Genomic DNA, 21,049 nt, shown 5'->3' with positions numbered 1-21,049 from the left:
CAGCCAGAAGACGTGCGGAAGCCTTGTCTATCTCCCCCGCAGTGTACCTGGTCAGGAGTTTTTCAACAGTACCGGGCGCGGCGGCGCGGCGTGGGATCGGTCTCTTCACGGCGTCGACCACGGGTTCGGCGATACCCTCGTCGCCGTGACCGACCCGAAAGAGATCAGCGAAGGCGTCGTCGACCTGCTCGGCGTGATCGCCTATCTCGAGCTGTCCGCGTTCGACCGGATGGCCGAGGACGCTCGCACCGCGCCGACGCTCGCCGGCCGCGCCGCGCTCGCCTCCATGGCCGCGGCCGAGATCGGTCACTTCGACCTGCTTTCGGCCCACCTCGCCGCCCACGGCGTGTCCGTCGACGACGCCATGCGCCCCTTCGTGGCCCAGGTCGACGCGTGGCACGCCTCCACGCGGCCCAAGTCGTGGCTGGAGTCGCTGGTCAAGGCCTACGTCGGCGACGGTCTCGCGGCGGATCTCTACCGCGAGATCGCCAGCTGGCTCGACCCGGAGACGAAGGATCTGGTTCTCACCGTCCTCGCCGACACGGGTCATTCCGCGTTCGCCGAGCGCGAAGTCGCGGCAGGCATCAAGGCCGACCCGAAGACGCGCGACAAGCTCGCCCTGTGGGGCCGGCGGCTGCTCGGCGAGGCCCTCACGCAGGCCCAGTACGTGGTCGCCGAACGCGATGGCCTGGCCGAACTCATCGTCACGGGCTCCGGTGACCTGTCGGGAATCGGCGGGTTGTTCCGGCGGTTGCAGCAGGGGCACACGAAGCGCATGCAGGCGCTCGGTCTGGGCTGAAGTGCCGGTTCACCACGCGGTGGCGCGACACCGCAGCGCTGCGGTTGGGCTAGCCTTGCCAGGCGTAACGACAACGAATTTCCAGCGGAGGTCCCACGTGGAGGTCAAGATCGGCATCAAGGACACGCCGCGCGAGCTGGTGGTGTCCAGTGGCCAGACCGCCGACGAGGTGGAGAAGCTGGTCGCCGAGGCCCTGACGGCCGGTGACGGGCTCTTCCGCCTCAACGACGAGAAGGGCCGCAAGTACATCGTCCCGTCCGACCGCATCGCGTACGTCGAGATCGCCCCCTCGGACGTCCGCAAGGTCGGCTTCGGCGTCGGCGACTGAGTCTCGCGGGTTCTGGCGGTTCCCGAGATTTGCCGGAAAGCCGCCCTGGGCTTCGGCCTGGGGCGGCTTTTTCGTGTCTCGGGGCGGGTTTTGGAGAGGTGTGGTGTTCGGGCCGGGGCGGTGGCCGGGTTGGTTTTGCGGCTCGGCTTTGCGTTTGGTTCACCCGGTCGGGTTGTGGGCAACTCGGCCTCACGGTGGCTGGGCCAGGGATTTTGTTTGTGGGGCCGGTCGATTTGACTCGGGGACGCCCTCTCGGGAGGTCAGGGTTCCGGCAAAGTCTTGTCGAACCGCGAGATCGGCGCGGTGTACGCCATTCAGTGGCCACGATCCAGGCTCTGGCCGCAATCGCCGTAGTCGCCGGAGCGCGCTCCTCCGCCGCGACCGGTGAATGGGCTGCCGACGCCCCACGCCACGGTGCGCCGAGTCGCCAGCCGCCTCAACGGCGACGTCCTCGACGTGCTGCCTGGCGTGGCCGTTCCTGGCGATCCCGGTCGATACGGTGCGCCGGCACATCCAACAGCGGCGCGCCACCGATGTCGTGAACGGGTGGCTGCCGGGCCGCCAACTGCCCCGGCCGTGCCAGGGCCGCTGACGCCAGTGAGGAGGCCGCTCCGAGCCGGGGCGGCCTCGTCGCGGCTGAAGGTTGCAGGTCAGGCAGTCGCGGCTTCGGCTTCTTCCAGACTCGTCGGCACCGAAAACGGCGGCGTCGACGTCCCCATGATCCGGTACCGTCCCCACGGATCCGGATCCGAAAGCTCACCGTCAGCCGAACGATCCCCGACCCGAACCGTGCAAGCCTTCTTCCGGCCGCCCACCGCCGCGGACAGCTCGCCCGAGACGGAAACCCGCCCGTACCAGTGGTAATACCCGTCGATCGGCTGGAAGTAGCCGCGCAGATCGACCTGCACAGCCATTTCCACGCCGTCGACGACGAGAGTGGCGGGGCCGGCGTAACCGTCTTCGTCGCTCATGAAAAGCCCTCCCAAGGGAACGAACTCAGCCCGCGTCGCTGTCCGCCGGGGCGTCGGTCTTGGCGCGTCCGAGCTGGACGACCTTGTTCTCCTCCAGCGGCAGGCTCGGGTCGATCACCACACCGTGCTGGCGGGTGAGCCCGTCGATGGCCGCCCAGATGATCTGCGTGAGGTACTCGACCACGGAGTCGCGGCTCATGGAGCGGCGGTCGAGCCACCACTCGCCCGTGCTCTGGACCATGCCGACGATTCCGTGTGCCCACGGTTCCGCCGCGCCCGAGTCCATGGAGAACATGCGCATGTAGTCGCCGAGCAGGGCGGTCAGCGCGGTGGCGATGACCTCCTTGTCCTCCGCGACGACGTCGGCGTCGCGCACCGTTTTCTCCTGCAGGCCGCCGCGGGCCAGCAGGCGGTAGAGGTTCGGGTGCTCCTCGATCACGGAGAAGAACGCGTCCAGCGCCATGCGGATGCGCGGCACGGGCGCGAGCTCCGCGTTGATCGCCGGGATCAGGCGCTCGAAGAGGATCTCCGTGCCGCGCTGCCCGAGGGCCACGTAGAGGTCGGCCTTGTCCTCGAAGTGCCGGTACAGCACGGGTTTCGTGACGCCGGCCTCGGCCGCGACGTCCTCCATCCCGAGGTCCGGACCATGGCTGTCGAGCGCCCGCAGTGCGGCCTCCACGAACTCCGCCCGGCGTGCGATGCGGTGCTTGCGCCATCGGTCCCGCCGGGCGTCACCGGTCGCGGCTTCCCTCGAAGTCGGGTGCTTGCTGGAGCGCTTGACACGTTCGATCACCCGGGTCATGCTACCAGAGGTAACTGTTACCTTAAGTTACAGCTATACGAGATGCAGCTCCAAGAGAAAGGGCACGCGATGACGCGGACGCTCAAGGAGACCGACCGGGAGAAGACCGCTGACCGGCTGCTGAAGTCTTCGGCGAACAAGTTCTACGACCCCGACGTCGACATCGACTGGGACGCGCCGCTCGTCGACGGCAAGACCTACATCCTCCCCGAGCGCTCGTCGCTCTACGGCACGAAACTTTGGGACGAGCTCACGCCCGAGCAGCGCATCGAGCTCGGCAAGCACGAGGTGGCGAGCGTCGCGACGACCGGCCTGTGGTTCGAGATCCTCCTGATGCAGATGCTGCTCAAGGAGGTCTACGACGAGGATCCCACGAGCTCGCACGCGCAGTTCGCCCTCACCGAGATCGCCGACGAGTGCCGCCACTCCACGATGTTCGCCCGCATGGCCGCGCGAATCGGCTGTCCGGCGTACGGCCCGGTGCCGGCACTGCGCCAGTTCGCCAAGCTCATGCCCACGATCTCCTACGGCCCCGCCCGCTACGGCGCGATCCTCGTGGCCGAGGAGGTGCTCGACCGCCTGCAGCGCGAGCAGATGGGGGACGAGAACGTGCAGCCGCTGGTGCGCATGGTCAACCGCATCCACGTGCTCGAAGAAGCGCGCCATGTGACCTTCGCGCGTGAAGAGGTCATGCGCGGGATGGCCAAGCTGGGCAAGCACGAGATCGCCTACCAGCAGTTCATCATCGCGCTGATCTCGTACTTCGTCACGCGGGCGTTCATCAACCCCAACGTCTACAAGGCCGTCGGCATCCGCCCGCGCGACGGCGTCGAAGCGGCGCTGAACAACCCGCACTGGCGCGCGACGATCGCGTGGGCCGGCGAGAAGATCATGCCGTTCCTGCAGGAATCGGGCCTGGTCGGCTTGCCGGGGCGGTACTTCTGGAAGAAGTCCTTCCTGCTGCCGGAGGGCAAGTGACCACGCTCGAACGGCTCCGTAACCCCTCGCGCGAGCACCGGTTCGTGACCGGTGACGGGGCCGCGCTGCACGTGGAGTGGTCCGGTCCGGCAGCCGCTCCGGTCACGCTCGTGCTGGTGCACGGCTGGACGCAGGACCACCGCACGTGGGACGGCGTAGTCCGGCACCTCGGGCCTGCCACGCGGGTGGTGCGCTACGACCTGCGTGGCCACGGGGGATCGTCGCCGGCTCGACGGGGGGCGGCGACGATCCCGCGCCTCGCGGACGACCTCGCGGAGCTGATCGCCGAACGCGTACCGAACGGACCGGTCGTGTTGGCGGGTCACTCGATGGGCGGCATGACGATCATGGCCCTCGCCGAACGCCATCCGGCGCTGGTGAAGGCGCGCGTGGCCGGCGTGGCGTTCGTGGCCACGTCGTCGGGTCAGATGGACCGGATCACGCTGGGGCTGCCGGGGCTGGCCGGGTCGATGTCGGCGCGGTTCGAACGGCGGCTGGCCAAGGCGCTGGCGCACCGCAAGGGTGAGCGGCTGCCGCTGAGCCCGGCGATGGTGCGGTCCGGCGCGCGGTTCCTGGTGTTCGGCGACAAGCCGAAGCGCGACGACGTGAACAGCGTCGTCGACCAGCTGCTGTGCGCACATCCCGCGAGCCTGGGTGAGTTCCAGGACGCGATCTCCGTGCACGACTGCCGCGTCGCCCTGCGTGCGCTGCGGACCGTGCCCGCGGTGGTGCTGGCAGGGGAGAAGGACCGGCTGTGCCCGCTGCCGCACGCGGAGGTGATCGCCGGCGAGCTGCCCGACGCCGAGTTCGTCCGCTACCCGGGCGCCGGGCACATGCTTCCGCAGGAGCGCGCGGCCGAGGTCGCCGCGCGCATCAAGAGCCTGCTGTCCGCCGTGTCCGTCAGGACCCTTGCTCCAAAAGGGACTTCAAGGCCGTGACCGTCGCGGGCACATCCTCGAACACGGGGGTGTGCCCAGTGTCCACTGTGGTCAGTTCCGCGCCGGGCAGGTGCGCCACCAGGTACCGCGCGTCCGCCACGGACCGCGCCCGGTCGCGGACGCCGTGCAGCACCCGCACCGGACACCGGATCGACGCGAGTACCGGCGTGAGGTCGAGATCGCGCTGGCTCGTCAGCACCTCGAGCGCGGCCTCCTGCGGCACGCGCGCGGCGTACGCGAGCAGGTCGTCACGCAGCTCCACGGGCAACGGTGAAGCGAACGACCGGTCCAGCACCGCCGCGTGCAGTTGCGGCCCCCAGGCCTGCGCGATCGTCGTCAGGATCCCGTCGACGTCACCGTGGCCCCGCATGTGCGCGCCGGTGTTCGCGAGCAACAGCCCGGCCACCAGCTCGGGGTGCTTCGCCGTGAGCCGCAACGCGATGCAGCCGCCCGTGGAGTGCCCCACGAGCACCACCGGCCGGTCGATCCGAGCCGCGATCCGCTCGGCCACCTCGTCGATCCGCCACGGCCCTGGCGCCGACATCCAGTCCACGGCGTGCACGACACCCGGCCACGCCCGCGCGAGCGGACCGAAGATCGCCGGGCTGCAGAGCGTGCCGGGGACGGCCACCATGAGCGGGGCCAAGTGCGTCAGCCGTCCTTGAGCGGGAAGCCGCCGCCGATGCCGCGCCACGCGAGGTTGGCCGTGAGCGCCACGGCTTCGTCCTGGGACATCGCCTGGTTGTGCTGAAGCCAGTAGCGCGCGGAGACCTGCGACATGCCCACGAGGCCGACGGCCAGCAGCCGGGCCTTGTGGTCGTCGAGCCCGGCGTCGGCGGTGATGGTCTCGGTGATGGCCTCGACACTCGCCGAAGTCGCGCGGTCCACCGCCTCCTGTACGGCCGGCTCGCCGCGCAGGTCGCTTTCGAAGACCATCCGGAACGCGCCGGCGTCTTCGCTCACGAAGTCGAAGAAGGCACCGACCGTGGCCGGCACGCGCTGGCGGTTGTCGCTCGTCGAGTCGAGCGCCCCCTTCACGCGGCTCACCAAGTCGTCGACGTGGCTTTCGAGCAGCGCGATGTAGAGGTCGAGCTTGCCGGGGAAGTGCTGGTACAGCACGGGCTTGCTGACGCCCGCCTCCTCGGCGATCTCGTCCATGGCCGCGGCGTGGTAGCCGTTTTCGGCGAAGACGCGTTGCGCGGCCGTCAGCAGCTGGGCGCGGCGTTCGGTCCTGGGCAGCCGGACGCCTCGTTGCTGCAGTCGCGCCATTTCCGTCATTCTTCCTCCCGTCCACGGCTTCGCCGGGCAGTAGCACCGCCGCGTGAAGCGGGTTTGAGATTACTCGCGGGTACGCCCGAAACGCCAAGTGTCGGGCATCCTGGGGTGATGGCCACATCCACGACGCGCCCGGCGGCCGCGACGGCGGCGCGCCCGGCCGTGACCCACGTGCCGCTGTCCACGGCGCCGTTGCCCGCGCTCGAGCCGGTGCTGCCGCCCTGGCCCGGCGTCGTCGAGGATGTGGGCGGAGTTTCGCTGAACGTCCGCCGCACCCCTGGACCCGACGGTACCGTCGCCGTCTACGTCCACGGGCTCGGCGGGTCGTCCAGCAACTGGACGGACCTCGCCGCGCTGCTGGCGCCCACCGCGAGCGGCCGCGCGATCGACCTGCCGGGCTTCGGCTTTTCGGAGCCCGCCCCCGGCTTCGACTTCAGCCTCGACGAGCACGCCGAGGTAGTCGCGCGCTACCTCGAGGGTCTCGACGCGGGGCCGGTCCACCTCGTCGGCAACTCGATGGGCGGCGCGATCGTGCTGCTCGTGGCCGCCGCACGCCCCGACCTGGTCCGGACGCTCACGCTGATCTCGCCGGCGATGCCGGACCGCCGCCCCGACCCGCGGCGGCTGTCGGACCCCATGATGGCGCTCGCGTACCTGCCGGTGATCGGCGCGCACGTGCGCCGCCGGCTGGCCTCGATGACCGCCCGTGAACGCGCGGCGCAGGTCATCAAGCTGTGCTTCTACGACCTGGGGAAGTTCCCCGAGCAGCGGCTCGACGAGCTGACCGAGGAACACGGCGCCCGCGCCGCGCTGGCCTGGGCCGCGCCCGCGATGGCGCGCAGCACGTTCGGCATCTTCCGGCGCTGGAGCGCGGTCGGCGACGCGTCGCTGTGGTCCGTCGCGGCGCGGGTGAGCATCCCCACACTCGTCGTCTGGGGCCTTCACGACCGGGTGATCTCGGTGCGCCGCGCCCCGCGCACCGCTCGGCTGCTTCGACACGCCCGGCTGCTGGTCCTTCCCCGAACCGGGCACGTGGCTCAGATGGAACGCCCGAATGTCGTAGCGCGGGCCGTGCTGGGGTTGTGGGAGGCCGCGGAGAAGGGCACCTGGTAGTCCGAACGAGTGACAGATCATCTCTCGGTCATCAGCCGGTCGCCGAGAGCATCACGGTCGGATATGGCACCCTGGGGCGGTGGACCGGCCGAAGGACGCGCGAGGAGACGACCGGCGAGCCTCGTACGCCGGTTCGGCCAGGCGTGCGACGTCGGCCTCGGCAAAGAATTCGTCGACCAGCTCGTCAAGCAGTTCGTCGACCAGCTCTCGCAACTCACCGCTCACGGACACGGGCTCGCCGCGCGTCGGCCAGTTCCGGCCGTCGAAGCCGGCCGCCCAGCGCGTGGGCGAGGACCGCTACCGCCCCGGCTCCCGGCGCACCAACGCGGAGCCGCTGAAGGCGTCGTGGCAGCCGAAGGGTGACGAGGAGAAGCCGGCCGCTCGCAAGCCGGCCGCGAAGAAGCGCGGGGTCGGCGGGTTCGTGAAGACCTACGGCTGGCGTGTGTACGCGCTGCCGATCCTGGTCGTCATCACCGCGCTCGTCGTGGTGAACACGGCCACCAGCCCGGCCGAGCCCGGTTCGACCACCACCGCGGGCAGCGGCGAGTCGGCGGCGGCCGGCGCGATCGACGGTGGCCAGGCCATCCCCGAGAACCCCGCCAAGCCGGCGGACGTGAACGTGCCGACGGCCGAGCTGCCCGCGGGCGGCAGCTACACCGAGAGCGGCAAGGGCACCTGGCACGTCGTGCCGGGCTCGGGCCCGACGGTCGGCAAGAGCGGCAAGCTGTACACCTACACCGTCGAGGTCGAAGACGGCATCGACCCGGCCAGCTACGCCGGCGACGACAGCTTCGCCACGGCCGTGCAGGGCATTCTGTCCGATCCGCGCAGCTGGACGTGGAACGGCGAGATCCGGATGCAGCGCGTGGACGCGAGCTACCCCGACCCGAGTTTCCGAGTGAGCCTCACCACGCCGAACACCACGCACCGCGCCGACGCGTGCGGGTTCCAGATCAAGTTCGAGGCCTCCTGCTACCGCCGCAGCATGGGCCGCGTGCTCATCAACCTCGCCCGCTGGGTGCGCGGTGCGAAGGCCTACGGCGCGGACATGACCGGTTACCGGCAGTACGCCATCAACCACGAGGTGGGCCACGCGCTCGGCAACATCCACGTCGGCTGTCCCGCCAACGGCGACCCGGCGCCCGTGATGATGCAGCAGTCGTTCGGCGTCGCCGACGACTACGTGGCAATGCTGAACAACATCCCCGGTGGCGACAAGGGCAAGGTGGCGTCCGACCACCACGTGTGCGTGCCCAACGCCTGGCCGAACCCGACGCCGCCGGCGCGATAACGGTCCTGCGGTACAAAGCAACCCTCGTCCCACGATCCGGACGCCGGGAAGCCCACGTTGCCTGTGGGCGTTGTGGATACTGGGATGGACTACGCGATCCACGCGAGTATGGAGGACCCGATGTCAGACACGGCACTGCCGCCGCTCGTTGAGCCGGCTGCGGAGCTCACGAAGGAAGAGGTGGCCCGGTACAGCCGTCACCTCATCATCCCGGACGTCGGGGTGACCGGGCAGAAGCGGCTGAAGAACGCGAAGGTCCTGGTCATCGGTGCCGGCGGCCTCGGTAGCCCTGCGCTGCTGTACCTCGCCGCCGCGGGGGTGGGCACGCTCGGCATCATCGACTTCGACGTGGTCGACGAGTCGAACCTGCAGCGCCAGGTCATCCACGGCGTGTCCGACGTCGGCAAGCTCAAGGCCGCGTCGGCGCAGGAATCGATCGCCGAGATCAACCCGCTGGTCAAGGTGAACCTGCACGTCGAGCGGCTGGAGTCGTCGAACGCGCTGGAGATCTTCGAGCAGTACGACCTGATCCTCGACGGCACCGACAACTTCGCCACGCGCTACCTGGTCAACGACGCCGCCGTGCTGCTGGGCAAGCCGTACGTGTGGGGCTCGATCTTCCGCTTCGAAGGCCAGGTCAGCGTCTTCTGGGAAGACGCGCCCAACGGCAAGGGCCTGAACTACCGCGACCTCTACCCGGAGCCGCCGCCTCCCGGCATGGTCCCGTCGTGCGCCGAGGGCGGCGTGCTGGGCGTGCTGTGCGCGTCCATCGGCTCGATCATGGTGACCGAGGCGATCAAGCTCATCACCGGCATCGGTGAGCCCCTGCTCGGGCGGCTCATCAGCTACGACGCGCTGGAGATGAAGTACCGCGAGGTCAAGATCCGCAAGGACCCGGAGACCCCGAAGATCACCGAGCTGATCGACTACGAAGCCTTCTGTGGTGTGGTGTCGGACGAGGCCGCGCAGGCCGCGTCGGGCAGCACGATCACGCCGGCGGAGCTCAAGGCCAAGTTCGACAACGGCGAAGACTTCGCCCTCATCGACGTCCGCGAGCCCGGCGAGTACGAGATCGTGAACATCAAGGGCGCCACGCTGATCCCGAAGGACCGCATCCTCTCGGGCGAAGCGCTGGCCGAGTTGCCGCAGGACAAGCCGATCGTGCTGCACTGCAAGTCGGGTGCGCGTTCGGCGGAGGCGCTGGCCGCGCTGCACGCGGCCGGGTTCAAGGACGCCACGCACCTCGGTGGCGGCATTCTGTCGTGGGCCAAGCAGATCGACCCGAGCCTGCCCACCTACTGACGGTTTCCGCGTGGGAAGGCCTTTCCGGTTCGCCGGGGAGGCCTTCCTCGCGTTTCGGGCACGTGGCGGCGGGTGTGTCTGAAATCTGAAAGCGGTCCGTGACCAGCGCGTCTTCTCGTTCGTGGCGCGCGCGGGCGGGTACCTTCGGTTCTCGTGCGGTCCACTCTCGAACGGCCACCCGAGCGGGTGTGCGCGGCCTTCGGCGGCGACATCGGCCTCGTTTCGGCGTTGCCTGACTCGACGGCCTGGCGCTGCGGCGACCTCGTGCTGAAGCCGGTTTCCGACCGCTCGCGCACGCTGTGGACCGCCCGCGCACTGGAGCACGCCGACGACCCGGGCCTGCGGATCGCGAAGCCGGTGCGCGCGAGCGACGGCCGGTGGATCGTCGGCGACTGGTCGGCGTGGCGCTACGTTTCGGGCACGGCCGAGAACCACGTCGACGGCGCCATGCTCGCGGCCGTGAAGCTGCACCGCGCCACGGCCGACCTGCCGCGACCCGATTTCCTGTCCGCGCGCGACGATCTCGACGCGGTGGCCGACCGCATCGCGTGGGAAGAGCTCGACCGCCCGCTCGACGAGGCCAAGGGCGGCCGCTGGTTCGAGGTACTCGCGCCTTCGCGCCGGCCAATCAAGCTGCCGTTGCAGGTCGCGCACGGCGAGCTGCTCGCCGGTGTGCTCTTCGACGGCGACGCGGCGCCCGGCATCGTCGACTTCGTGCCGTACTACCGGCCGGGCGAGTGGGGCGCGGCGATCGTGGCCGTCGACGCCATGGCGTGGGGCGGCGCCACCGGCGAGCTGCTCGACCGCTGGGCGCACCTGCCGGAGTGGCCGCAGCTGCTGTTGCGCGCGGTGCTGTTCCGCCTGGCGGCCAACGCGTTGAACCCGCGTTCGACGGCCGCGGCGCTCGACGGTCTGCGTGCGGCGGCGCGTGAGGTCAGCGCGATCCTGTAGTTCTCACCGCGGGCGCGCGGGAAGTGGCGAGTGATGTCAACTGCCTGAAACAATCAGGCATCTTCAGGTAACACGGCGTGCTTAGCGTCGGGGCCATCGCCGACCCCGAGGAGCGCCCGTGCCGCACGTCGACACGCACTGCCCCTACTGCGCGCTGCAATGCGGGATGCGCTTGGCCGGCACGCGCGTCACGCCGCGCGACTTCCCGGTCAACGCGGGTGGCCTGTGCCAGAAGGGCTGGACGTCAGGGGAGCTCCTGCGTTCCGGCGATCGGCTGACCACCCCGCTGGTGCGGCGCGACGGTGAGCTGACGCCGGCGAGCTGGGCCGAGGCGTTGGACCTCGTGGCGGGGAAGCTGGCCGAGCTGCGGGTTTCGCACGGGCCCGACTCCGTCGCGGTGTTCGGTGGCGGTGGGCTGACCAACGAAAAGGCTTATCTGCTCGGGAAGTTCGCTCGGGTCGCGCTGGGGACCTCGCAAATCGACTACAACGGCCGGTTCTGCATGTCCTCGGCCGCCGCGGCGGCGCTGCAGGCGTTCGGGGCCGATCGCGGCTTGCCGTTCCCCGTCACGGATCTCGCCGGCGCGGACGTCGTGCTGCTGGCCGGGGCGAACCCGGCGGAGACGATGCCGCCGTTCGTGCAGCACCTGCGAGGTGCCGAGCTGATCGTGATCGACCCGCGGCGCACGCCGACGGCCGAACTCGCGAGCCTGCACCTCGCGCCCGCTCCGGGGACGGATTTGGCTTTGGCCTTGGGAATCCTGCACGCGGTGGTCGCCGAGGGGCATCTCGACAAGTCCTATGTGGATCTTCGAACGGCCGGGTTCGACGAAGCCTGGCGCCTCGCCGCCGCCTGGTGGCCGGAGCGGGCCGAGCGCGTGACCGGGGTGGCGGCGGCCGACCAGCGTCGGGCTGCTGCGATGTTGGGTGAGGCGCACAACGCGTACGTGCTGACTGCGCGGGGTACCGAGCAGCACGCGACGGGAACGGCGAACGTCGGCGGGTGGATCAACCTGGCGCTGGCGTTGGGCTTGCCCGGCCGCGTCGGGTCCGGGTTCGGCTGTCTCACCGGCCAGGGCAACGGCCAGGGCGGGCGGGAGCACGGCCAGAAGGCCGACCAGCTGCCCGGGTACCGGAAGATCGACGACCCGGCCGCGCGCGAGCACGTCGCCGGAGTTTGGGGTGTCGCGCCGGAAAGCCTGCCGGGGCCGGGCCGTTCGGCGACTGAGCTGCTTGAGGCGCTGGGGCAGGAGGACGGTCCGAAGGCGTTGCTGGTGTTCGCCAGCAACGTGGTGATCTCGGCGCCGCGGTCCCGGCGGGTCCAAGACCGACTGTCTGCTTTGGACTTCCTGGTGGTCGCCGATTTCGTGCTCTCGGAGACGGCCGAGCGAGCCGACGTCGTGCTGCCCGTGACGCAGTGGGCCGAGGAAGACGGCACGCTCACCAACCTCGAAGGTCGCATCCTGCTGCGCCGCAAGGCCGTCGACGCGCCCGTGGGCGTCCGGTCGGACCTCGACGTGCTGCACGACCTCGCCACCCGGCTCGGCCAGCCCGCCGAACTGTTCCCGGTGGACGCCTCGACTGTCTTCGAGGAGCTGCGCGCGGCGTCGAAGGGCGGCACGGCGGACTACTCCGGGGTCACCTACGACCGGCTGCGATCCGGTGCGGCGCTGCACTGGCCGGTGCCTTCCGCGGAGCACCCCGGAACCCCGCGGATGTTCCTCGACCGCTTCGCCCACCCGGACGGCCGGGCACGGTTCGCCGCCGTCGACCACACCGGGCCCGCGGAGCTGCCCGACGCGGAGTTTCCCCTGCAGGCCACCACAGGCCGGGTCCTCCAGCACTACCAGTCCGGCGCCCAGACCCGCCGGATCCCGGAGCTGGTGGACGTGGTGCCCGAGGTGTTCGTGGAGGTCCACCCCGAAACCGCCGCCCGCGCCGGCCTCGCCGAGGGGGAGCGGGCGCTGGTCCGTTCGCGGCGCGGGGAGACGGTCGCGCGGGTCCGATGCGTCGCCTCCCTGCGGCCCGACCTGGTGTTCCTGCCGTTCCACTTTCCCGGCGAGGGGCGCGCGAACCTGCTGACGAACCCGGCACTCGACCCGGTGAGCCGCATGCCGGAGTTCAAGGTGTGCGCGGTCGCGCTGTCCAGAGCGGATGCCGGGGTGGACGCATGAGCGCCCGGCACGTGGTCGTGGCCGGCTACGGCATGGCCGGGGCCCGGCTCGCCGACGAGCTCCGCCGCCGGGACCCGTCGGCGGAACGGGTGCGGCTGACGATCGTGGGCGCCGAGCCGCATCCCGCGTACAACCGGGTGCTGCTGTCGGCCGTGCTCGCCGGTGGGCTGAACGCGGCGACGGTGCGGCTGCACGACGAGGACTGGGCGGCTCGGGCTCACGTCGACCTGCGGCTGGGCACGTCCGTGACCGGGATCGACCGCGCCAACCGCCGCGTGGAGACCACCGACGGCCCGCTGGAGTACGACGCGCTCGTGCTCGCCACCGGCGCCACGCCGTGGCTCCCGCCGGTCGAAGGGCTCGAGCCGGGGCCGGGCGTCGCGACGTTCCGGACTCTCGACGACTGCACCCGCATCGTCGACGCCGCCCGGCCCGGCGCACCCGTCGTGGTGCTCGGCGGCGGGCTCCTGGGCCTCGAAGCCGCGCGAGGCCTGGCCGGACGAGGCGCGAACGTGACCGTGGTGCACCCGCACGGCCACCCGATGGAACGCCAGCTCGACGCCGGCGCCGGCCGCGTGCTCGCGCGACGGCTCGCCGAGCTGGGTGTGACCTTCCGCTTCGACGCGTCGGCCGCGCGCCACCTGCCCGGCGACGGCGTGAAGCTCGACGACGGCAGCTTCGTCCCGGCCGATCTGGTCGTCCTCGCCGCGGGCGTCCGCCCGGAGACCGCGCTCGCCGAGGCAGCGGGGCTCGAAGTGGATCGCGGCGTGCTCGTCGACGACCTGTTGCGCACGAGTGACGGCCGCATCCACGCCCTCGGTGACTGCGCACGGCACGCCCACGCGCCGGCCGGGCTCGTGCAACCCGCCTGGGAGCAGGCGGCGGTCCTCGCGGATCTCCTCACCGGCGCCGACACCGCGGCGCGCTACCGGGGTACGACCGTGGTCACGCGGTTGAAGGCCAAGGGGGTCGATCTGACCGCGCTCGGCGAGACGCACGCGAGTGACGACGCCGACGTGCTCACGGTCGACGACCCGTCCGGCGGTCGCTACGGCAAGCTCGTGGTCCGCGACAACCGCGTGACCGGGGCGATCCTGCTCGGGCTGCCCGACGCCGCCGCGACCGTCACGCAGTTCCACGACCGCGGCATTCCGCTGCCCGACGACCGGCTCGCCGTGCTGCTCGGCCGTGCGCTGCCCGCGGGCACGCCGGCCGCCGCGAGTCCCGCCGACCTGCCGGCGTCGGCGCTGATCTGCCGGTGCAACGCCGTGACCAAGGGCCGGCTCGTCGACGCGTGGCGCGGCGGCGCCACCGACGTCGCCGCGCTCGCGCGCACCACCCGCGCCACCACCGGCTGCGGCGGCTGCCACGACACCGTGTCGGCCGTCGCGGGCTGGCTGGCGGCGCAGTGAGCACCCGACTCTCTCTTGTGAAGGAGGACGCCGTGAAGGATCGCTGGATCGAGCACTGGGTACCCGAGGACGAGGCTTTCTGGGAGACGACCGGGAAGCGGATCGCCCGCCGCAACCTGTGGTTCTCCGTGTTCGCCGAGCACATCGGGTTCTCGATCTGGACACTGTGGTCGGTCGTTGTGCTGTTCATGGGGCCCGCGTACGGGTTCTCGGCGGCGGACAAGTTCCTGCTGGTGTCCACACCGACGCTCGTGGGCGCCATCATGCGGCTGCCGTACACCTTCGCGGTGGCGAAATTCGGTGGTCGCAATTGGACAATCTTCAGCGCGGGGCTGCTGCTGGTGCCGACGGTGCTGACGGCGATCGTGCTGCACCCCGGAACGTCGCTCGGCACGTTCGTGCTGATGGCCGCGCTGGGCGGTGTCGGCGGGGGGAACTTCGCGTCGTCGATGACGAACATCAACACGTTCTACCCGGAGCGGTACAAGGGCTGGGCCCTCGGCCTCAACGCGGGCGGCGGAAACCTGGGTGTCGCCGTGATCCAGCTGGTCGGCTTGCTGGTGATCGGCACGGCCGGAGCGACCGCGCCGCGCCTGGTGTTGTTCATCTACCTGCCGCTGATCGTGGTCGCGGCCTTGTGCGCGGCGCTGTTCATGGACAACCTCGCCACGGTCCGCGGGGACACCAAGGCCATGCGTGAGGTCGTCCGATACGGACACACCTGGGTGATGTCGTTGCTGTACGTCGGCACGTTCGGGTCGTTCATCGGCTACAGCTTCGCGTTCGGGCTGGTGCTGCAGAACCAGTTCGGCCGCACGCCGTTGCAGGCCGCGGCGGTGACGTTCCTCGGGCCGCTGCTCGGTTCGCTGGCGCGGCCGCTGGGCGGCCGGCTGTCCGACCGGCTCGGCGGCGGGCGGGTCACGTTCGCCACGTTCGGCTTGATGGCGCTCGCCACGGTGGTGCTGGTGCTGGCGTCGTCGGCGAACTCGCTGGTGTTGTTCACCGTCGCGTTCATCGTCCTCTTCGTCCTGACGGGCATCGGCAACGGCTCGACGTACAAGATGATCCCGGCGATCTTCCAGGTGAAGGCGCGCGCGGCGATCGACCTCGGTGGTGACGAGGCCGCGGAACTGCTCAAGGCCCGGCGCCTGTCGGGTGCGTTGATCGGGCTCGCGGGGTCGATCGGCGCGTTGGGCGGGTTGTTCATCAACCTCGCGTTCCGGCAGTCTTTCGCCGACGCGCACAGCGGGATTCCCGCGTTCGTCGGCTTCCTCGTGTTCTACGCGGTGTGCGTGGGTGTGACTTGGGTGGTGTACCTGCGCAAACCCGCGGTGCGGGCGCAGGTCGCGCTGGCCGGGGCGGAGGTCTGATGCGGACACTCGTGGTAGCCGGGCACGGCATGGTCGCGCACCGGCTCGTAGAGGCGCTGCGCGCGGCGGACACGGCGGGCCAGTGGCGGGTCGTGGTGCTGGCCGAGGAGAACCGGCCCGCCTACGACCGGGTGGCGCTGACGTCTTACGTGGACACTTGGGACCCGTCGGCGTTGGCGCTGCCGGGCGCGGACTACGCGGACGATTCCCTGGTGGCTCTTCGGCTGGGTGACGCCGTGGTGGCGGTTGATCGCGCTGCCCGCACGGTGACCACCGCGTCCGGTCGCGTGCAGGCGTACGACACTCTGGTGCTGGCCACGGGCTCACGGCCGTTTGTGCCGCCGGTGCCGGGCCGGGAGCTGCCGGGCGTGTTCGTGTACCGGACGATCGGGGACCTTGACGCCATCCGGGTGGCTGCCTCGAAGCCGGGGCGCGGGCGCCGGTCGGCGGTGGTCATCGGGGGTGGCCTGCTCGGGCTGGAGGCCGCGAAGGCGTTGCGGGACATGGGCTTGTCGCCACACGTGGTGGAGATGGCACCGCGGCTGATGCCGTTGCAGGTCGATGAGGGTGGTGGCGCGCTGCTGCGGCGGCTCATCCAGCAGCTGGACGTGACTGTCCACACGGGAACATCGACGGACGCGCTCGAGGCCGACGGGTCCCGGCTGCTGGCCAGGCTCGGCAACGGCACGGAGCTGGATGTCGACCTCGTGGTGTTCTCTGCGGGTGTCCGGCCGCGGGACGATCTGGCGCGGCAGTGTGGCCTGGAAGTGGGCGAACGCGGTGGGGTGCTGGTCGACGCCGAGTGCCGCACCAGCGATCCGGCGGTGTTCGCGATCGGCGAGTGCGCGGCAGTCGAGGGGCGGGTGTACGGGATCGTCGCGCCGGGGTACGCGATGGCGGAGGTCGTCGCGGCGCGGCTCACCGGGGGAGCAGCGTCGTTCCCGGAGCCGGACACGGCCACGAAGCTGAAGCTGATGGGTGTCGACGTCGCCAGCTTCGGCGACGCGCACGCGGCGACCGAAGGCGCGCTGGAAGTCGCGGTGAACGACGCCGTGGCCGGGACGTACAAGAAGCTCGTGGTCACCGACGACGGCCGGACGCTGCTCGGCGGCGTGCTCGTGGGCGACGCGGCCGAGTACCACACGCTCCGGGCCCTGGTCGGCCGTCCGTTGCCCGCGGAGCCGGGCGCGTTGCTGGCCCCGGCCGGCGGCGGTGCGGCGGTCGGCGTGGAGGCGTTGCCGGACGAGGCGCAGATCTGTTCGTGCAACGGGGTCTCCAAGGGCGCGCTGACGCGCGCGGTCCACGAGGACGGCTGTGACTCGGTCGGCAAGCTCAAGGCGTGCACGCGCGCGGGCACGTCGTGTGGCTCGTGCGTACCGATGTTGGCGAAGTTGCTGAACGCGTGCGGAGTCGAACAGTCGACGGCGCTGTGCGAACATTTCGCCCAGTCGCGCGCGGAGCTGTTCGAGATCGTGCGGGCCACCCGCATCACCACGTTCAGCGAGTTGGTCAGCCGCTACGGCACGGGTTCGGGCTGCGCGGTGTGCAAGCCGGCCGTCGCGTCGATCCTGGCGACGCTCGGCAACGGCCACATCCTCGGCGGCGAACAGGCGACGCTGCAGGACACGAACGACAAGTTCCTCGCCAACCTGCAGCGCAACGGCAGCTACTCCGTGGTCCCGCGCATCCCCGGTGGGGAGATCACGCCGGAGAAGCTGATGGTGATCGCACAGGTCGCCCAGGACTTCGGGCTGTACACGAAGATCACCGGCGGTCAGCGGATCGACCTCCTCGGTGCGACGGTGGACCAGCTGCCGGAGATCTGGCGGCGGCTCGTGGACGCGGGGTTCGAGTCCGGGCACGCGTACGGCAAGGCGCTGCGGACGGTGAAATCGTGCGTGGGTTCGACGTGGTGCCGCTACGGCGTGCAGGACAGCGTCGGCCTCGCCATCGCGCTGGAGCTGCGTTACCGCGGGCTGCGGTCACCGCACAAGATCAAGGCCGGTGTCTCCGGCTGCGCGCGGGAGTGCGCGGAGGCGCGCGGCAAGGACTTCGGCATCATCGCGACCGAGCACGGCTGGAACCTCTACCTGGGCGGAAACGGCGGCGCCACCCCGCGCCACGCGCAGCTGTTCTTGTCCGATGTGGACACGGCGACGTTGATCCGCACGATCGACCGGTTCCTCATGTTTTACATCCGCACCGCCGACCGGCTGCAGCGCACGGCGCCGTGGCTGGAGGAACTCGACGGCGGCCTGGAGCACCTGCGTGCTGTGATCGTGGACGACAGCCTCGGCATTTGCGAGGACCTCGACGCCGCGATGGCCAAGCACGTCACGGACTACGAAGACGAGTGGCGCGGCGTGCTGGAAGATCCGGAGAAGCTGGCGCGGTTCAGCTCGTTCGTGAACGCGCCGGGCACGCCGGATCCGTCGATCTCGTTCCGGCCGGAGCGTTCGCAACGGGTCCCGGTGCTGCTGGGCGTGCCGGAGGTGCGGCGATGACGACGTCGATCGAACGGACCTGGACGGCCGTGTGCGCGGCCGCACGGGTGGGCGACTGCTCCGGGGTGGCGGCGCTGGTGGAGGGCGAGCAGGTGGCCGTGTTCCACGTCGGCTCGGGGTGGTTCGCTCTGTCCAACTGGGACCCGTGCAGCGGTGCGGCGGTGCTGTCGCGCGGGATCGTGGGTGACGCCGGGGGCGATCCCGTGGTCGCCTCGCCGGTCTACAAGGACCGGTTCTCCCTCCACACCGGACAGTGTCTGGAGCACCCGGGTGTTTCCGTGCCGGTCTACGGTGTACGCGTGCGGCAGGGGGTCGTCGAGGTGGGCTCGCCGTGACGGACGTGCGCCCGCTGGCGGGTTTCGTCGCCGGCATCACCGCGGCGCGCCGGGCGGACGAGCTCGGCGCGTTGCTCGTGCGCAAGGGGGCGTCCATTCGCTACGGCCCCGCCATCCGGATCGTGCCGCTCGCCGACGACACGGAGCTGCACGCCGCCACCGTGCGGTTGCTGGAGTCGGCCGTGGATGTCGTGATCGCCACCACCGGCATCGGCTTCCGCGGCTGGGTGGAGGCCGCCGAGGGCTGGAACCTCGGCGACGCCTTGCTGGAGCACCTCGCCCGCGCCCGGCTGGTCGCCCGCGGTCCGAAAGCGACGGGCGCCCTGCGGGCCGCGGGCTTGTCGGAGGACTACTCCCCACCGTCCGAAAGCAACGCCGGCGTGCTGCAGTACCTCCTGGAGTCCGGTGTGGACGGTTTGACGATCGCTGTCCAGCTCCACGGCGAACCCCTGCCGTTCTTCACCGAGGCCCTGCGTGCGGCGGGCGCGTCGGTGATCGAGATCCCCGTCTACCGGTGGGTCGGCCCGGCCGACCCGGGGCCCCTCGACCGTCTGCTGGACGCCGTCCTCGACGGCACCGTCGACGCCCTGCCCTTCACCTCCGCGCCGGCCGCGGCGTCGACTCTCGCCCTGGCCCGGCGCACCGGTCGCCTGCCCGGCTTGGTCGACGCCCTGACGTCCCGCGTCGTCGTCGCCTGCGTGGGCCCCATCACGGCCGCACCCATGGCCGCACTGGGCATCCCCACCGTCCAGCCCGCGCGCTCCCGCCTCGGCGCCCTCGCCCGCACCGTCGCCGACGCGCTCCGGGCCCGCACCCCGTGCCTGTCCGTCGCCGGCCACGCATTGGAGCTGCGCGGCCACGCCGTCCTCCTCGACGGCGACTGGCACGAAATCGCCCCCGCACCCATGGCCTTGCTCCGCGCCTTGGCCCACTCACCCGGCCGCGTCGTCTCCCGCCGCGAACTGACCACCTCCCTCCCCGGTGGCGGTGAGGAACACGCGGTCGAAACCGCGATCGGCCGCCTGCGCACCGCCCTCGGCGGCCCGGCCGTCATCCAGACCGTGGTCAAACGCGGCTACCGGCTTGCGGTGGATCGGTGAGATCGGCGCGGACGGCCGATCTGCGCCTCGCCGGCCCGGTTCTGACTCGCACCACGATCTGCTCCCCGACCGCGTCTTCGAGCCCCGGCGGTTCGGCGTCGCGTGGCGAGGTTCGGCTCCGCCGAACTTCGAGGCTGAGCAGGTACCTGACTGTCCGAAAGGACCAGACACCGTCAAACGCGGCTACCGGCCGGCCGTCGAGGCGGTGAAATCCGGCAGTTCCAGCGCGCTGTGCTCCGGGCGTCCTGGGCCGACAGGCACCGTCGTGAGCTCGCGCAGGCCGGCGTTGCTTTCGGCGAGGGCTTCGGCCGTGGCGGGGAACATGGTGGCGTTGCCGACGGTGACGAGGGCCTGGTTTGCCTCGACGAACGGGCGCGCGGTCTGTTCGTAGCCGTCGAACGCGGTCATGTGGTCGGCCTGGGTGGCCAGCTCGCCCGCCAGCACGTAGGCGCCGACGAGCGCGGTGCTGGAGCCCTGGCCCGTGAGGAACGACGGCGCGTGCGCGGCGTCGCCGACGAGGGCGACGCGGCCGGAGGACCAGCGAGGCAGGTGGATCTGGCTGACGATGTCGAAGAACAGGTCGTCGGCCGTGCGCATGGCCGCGACCAGTCGCGGGATCTCCCAGCCGGCGCCTTCGAAGACCTCGGCGACGAGTTCGCGCTGCGCGGCCGGGTTGCGGAAGGCGTCGAAGGGTGGCTCGGGGCGGGTGAAGTTGAGAAAGCCGAAGACGGTGTCGCTGTCGCCCACGGCGTAGAGCGCGGCACCGCGGCCCGGGGTGGACCAGAGGACGCCCTCGTGGGCCAGGCCGAAGTCGTTGTGCATCGTGAAGCCGGCGAAGCAGTAGCCGAGGTAGCGGTGGAACTGCTCCTCGGGGCCGAACGCCAGCGCGCGGACGCCCGAGTGCAGGCCGTCGGCGCCGATGACCAGGTCGAACGTGCGGCGCCGGTCGCTGCGGAAGGTCACGTCGACGGCGTCGCCGCGGTCGTCCAGGGCGGCGAGGCTGTCGTTGAAGAGGAACTCGACGTCTTCGCGGATGGTGCTGGAGAGCGCCTCGGCCAGGTCGCCCCGTCGGACCTCCAGATCGCGGCCCTCGACGCCGCCGGCGATGGCATCGGGGCGGAGCGACGCGACTGTGCTGCCGTCTTCGTTGAGAAAGGTGAGTTTGCGGCTGTCGACGTGGGCTTCGCGCAGCCGCGGCAGCAACCCCATCTGCTCGACCACGCCGAGGGCGGTGCCGCGGATGTCGATGGGGTAGCCGCCGCCGCGCAGGGCCTCGGCCTTCTCGACGACGGTGACGTCGAAGCCGTATTCACGCAGCCAGTAGGCCAGCGCGGGGCCGGAGATCAGGACGGTGGTCACGATGTCTCATAGCTAAGTTAGGTATGCTTCTCATGAGCGCAGCGGGCC

Annotated in this window: 19 protein-coding genes; 14 read left to right on the top strand and 5 right to left on the bottom strand. The window is 70.8% G+C overall.

Going from position 1 to position 21,049, the window contains the following annotated elements:
- Window positions 1-145 precede the first annotated feature (145 nt).
- Complete coding sequence (locus AB0F91_RS30350; RefSeq protein ID WP_360602944.1) at window positions 146-799, top strand: ferritin-like fold-containing protein; 654 nt, start codon at window positions 146-148, stop codon at window positions 797-799.
- A gap of 97 nt (window positions 800-896) precedes the next feature.
- The gene (locus AB0F91_RS30345; RefSeq protein WP_220246448.1) at window positions 897-1,127 is read left to right on the top strand and encodes a DUF3107 domain-containing protein; all 231 of its coding nucleotides are present in this window, start codon (window positions 897-899) and stop codon (window positions 1,125-1,127) included.
- 650 nt (window positions 1,128-1,777) lie between these two features.
- Here AB0F91_RS30345 and AB0F91_RS30340 read toward each other — a convergent pair.
- Complete coding sequence (locus AB0F91_RS30340) at window positions 1,778-2,098, bottom strand: DUF4873 domain-containing protein (RefSeq protein ID WP_360602942.1); 321 nt, start codon at window positions 2,096-2,098, stop codon at window positions 1,778-1,780.
- Between the two features lie 25 nt (window positions 2,099-2,123).
- Window positions 2,124-2,900 carry a TetR/AcrR family transcriptional regulator gene (locus tag AB0F91_RS30335; RefSeq protein ID WP_360602940.1) on the bottom strand — a complete coding sequence of 259 codons (777 nt, stop codon included), beginning with the start codon at window positions 2,898-2,900 and terminating at the stop codon, window positions 2,124-2,126.
- A gap of 69 nt (window positions 2,901-2,969) precedes the next feature.
- Here AB0F91_RS30335 and AB0F91_RS30330 point away from each other — a divergent pair, with 69 nt between their 5' ends.
- Together AB0F91_RS30330 and AB0F91_RS30325 are read left to right on the top strand one after the other, a co-directional pair.
- The gene (locus AB0F91_RS30330; RefSeq protein ID WP_360603071.1) at window positions 2,970-3,878 is read left to right on the top strand and encodes a diiron oxygenase; all 909 of its coding nucleotides are present in this window, start codon (window positions 2,970-2,972) and stop codon (window positions 3,876-3,878) included.
- Window positions 3,875-4,816, top strand: a complete 942-nt coding sequence (locus AB0F91_RS30325; RefSeq protein WP_360602938.1) for an alpha/beta hydrolase — start codon at window positions 3,875-3,877, stop codon at window positions 4,814-4,816. Before AB0F91_RS30330 ends, AB0F91_RS30325 begins: the two co-directional genes overlap by 4 nt.
- Here AB0F91_RS30325 and AB0F91_RS30320 read toward each other — a convergent pair.
- Entirely contained in the window at window positions 4,779-5,462 is a 684-nt protein-coding gene (locus AB0F91_RS30320) for an alpha/beta hydrolase (protein ID WP_360602936.1), read from the bottom strand. The genes AB0F91_RS30325 and AB0F91_RS30320 overlap by 38 nt on opposite strands.
- Window positions 5,463-5,467: 5 nt before the next feature.
- Window positions 5,468-6,094 (bottom strand): TetR/AcrR family transcriptional regulator, encoded by a 627-nt coding sequence (locus AB0F91_RS30315; protein WP_360602933.1) that lies wholly within the window; start codon window positions 6,092-6,094, stop codon window positions 5,468-5,470.
- A gap of 108 nt (window positions 6,095-6,202) precedes the next feature.
- On the opposite strand from AB0F91_RS30315, the gene AB0F91_RS30310 reads away from it, so the two are divergent.
- The 10 genes from AB0F91_RS30310 to AB0F91_RS30265 all read left to right on the top strand — a co-directional run bounded on the left by AB0F91_RS30310 (window position 6,203) and on the right by AB0F91_RS30265 (window position 19,642).
- The gene (locus AB0F91_RS30310; RefSeq protein ID WP_360602932.1) at window positions 6,203-7,204 is read left to right on the top strand and encodes an alpha/beta fold hydrolase; all 1,002 of its coding nucleotides are present in this window, start codon (window positions 6,203-6,205) and stop codon (window positions 7,202-7,204) included.
- A gap of 79 nt (window positions 7,205-7,283) precedes the next feature.
- A complete protein-coding gene (locus tag AB0F91_RS30305; protein ID WP_360602929.1) occupies window positions 7,284-8,495 on the top strand; it encodes a DUF3152 domain-containing protein in 1,212 nt (403 codons plus the stop codon).
- 120 nt (window positions 8,496-8,615) lie between these two features.
- Window positions 8,616-9,797 carry an adenylyltransferase/sulfurtransferase MoeZ gene (moeZ, locus tag AB0F91_RS30300; protein WP_360602927.1) on the top strand — a complete coding sequence of 394 codons (1,182 nt, stop codon included), beginning with the start codon at window positions 8,616-8,618 and terminating at the stop codon, window positions 9,795-9,797.
- Window positions 9,798-9,950: 153 nt separating this feature from the next.
- Complete coding sequence (locus tag AB0F91_RS30295) at window positions 9,951-10,748, top strand: TIGR02569 family protein (protein WP_360602925.1); 798 nt, start codon at window positions 9,951-9,953, stop codon at window positions 10,746-10,748.
- A 118-nt stretch (window positions 10,749-10,866) separates the two neighbouring features.
- The gene (locus tag AB0F91_RS30290) at window positions 10,867-12,921 is read left to right on the top strand and encodes a molybdopterin-dependent oxidoreductase (protein WP_360602924.1); all 2,055 of its coding nucleotides are present in this window, start codon (window positions 10,867-10,869) and stop codon (window positions 12,919-12,921) included.
- Window positions 12,918-14,333: an FAD-dependent oxidoreductase gene (locus AB0F91_RS30285; protein ID WP_360602921.1), complete on the top strand. Its 1,416-nt coding sequence runs from the start codon at window positions 12,918-12,920 to the stop codon at window positions 14,331-14,333. Before AB0F91_RS30290 ends, AB0F91_RS30285 begins: the two co-directional genes overlap by 4 nt.
- Window positions 14,334-14,365: 32 nt before the next feature.
- Window positions 14,366-15,703, top strand: coding sequence for a nitrate/nitrite transporter (locus AB0F91_RS30280; protein WP_360602919.1), 1,338 nt, complete (start codon window positions 14,366-14,368; stop codon window positions 15,701-15,703).
- Complete coding sequence (nirB, locus tag AB0F91_RS30275; protein WP_360602917.1) at window positions 15,703-18,207, top strand: nitrite reductase large subunit NirB; 2,505 nt, start codon at window positions 15,703-15,705, stop codon at window positions 18,205-18,207. Before AB0F91_RS30280 ends, nirB begins: the two co-directional genes overlap by 1 nt.
- Window positions 18,204-18,542 carry a nitrite reductase small subunit NirD gene (gene nirD / locus AB0F91_RS30270; RefSeq protein ID WP_360602915.1) on the top strand — a complete coding sequence of 113 codons (339 nt, stop codon included), beginning with the start codon at window positions 18,204-18,206 and terminating at the stop codon, window positions 18,540-18,542. The genes nirB and nirD overlap by 4 nt, the downstream gene beginning before the upstream one ends.
- Window positions 18,539-19,642: a uroporphyrinogen-III synthase gene (locus AB0F91_RS30265; protein WP_360602913.1), complete on the top strand. Its 1,104-nt coding sequence runs from the start codon at window positions 18,539-18,541 to the stop codon at window positions 19,640-19,642. The genes nirD and AB0F91_RS30265 overlap by 4 nt, the downstream gene beginning before the upstream one ends.
- Window positions 19,643-19,825: 183 nt before the next feature.
- Here AB0F91_RS30265 and AB0F91_RS30260 read toward each other — a convergent pair whose 3' ends face one another.
- Window positions 19,826-21,001: an FAD-dependent monooxygenase gene (locus AB0F91_RS30260; RefSeq protein WP_360602911.1), complete on the bottom strand. Its 1,176-nt coding sequence runs from the start codon at window positions 20,999-21,001 to the stop codon at window positions 19,826-19,828.
- Between the last annotated feature and the right edge of the window lie 48 nt (window positions 21,002-21,049).

The organism is Amycolatopsis sp. NPDC023774 (assembly GCF_040639695.1).
Classification (GTDB): Bacteria; Actinomycetota; Actinomycetes; order Mycobacteriales; family Pseudonocardiaceae; genus Amycolatopsis.
This window is presented reverse-complemented; position numbering and strand designations above follow the sequence as displayed.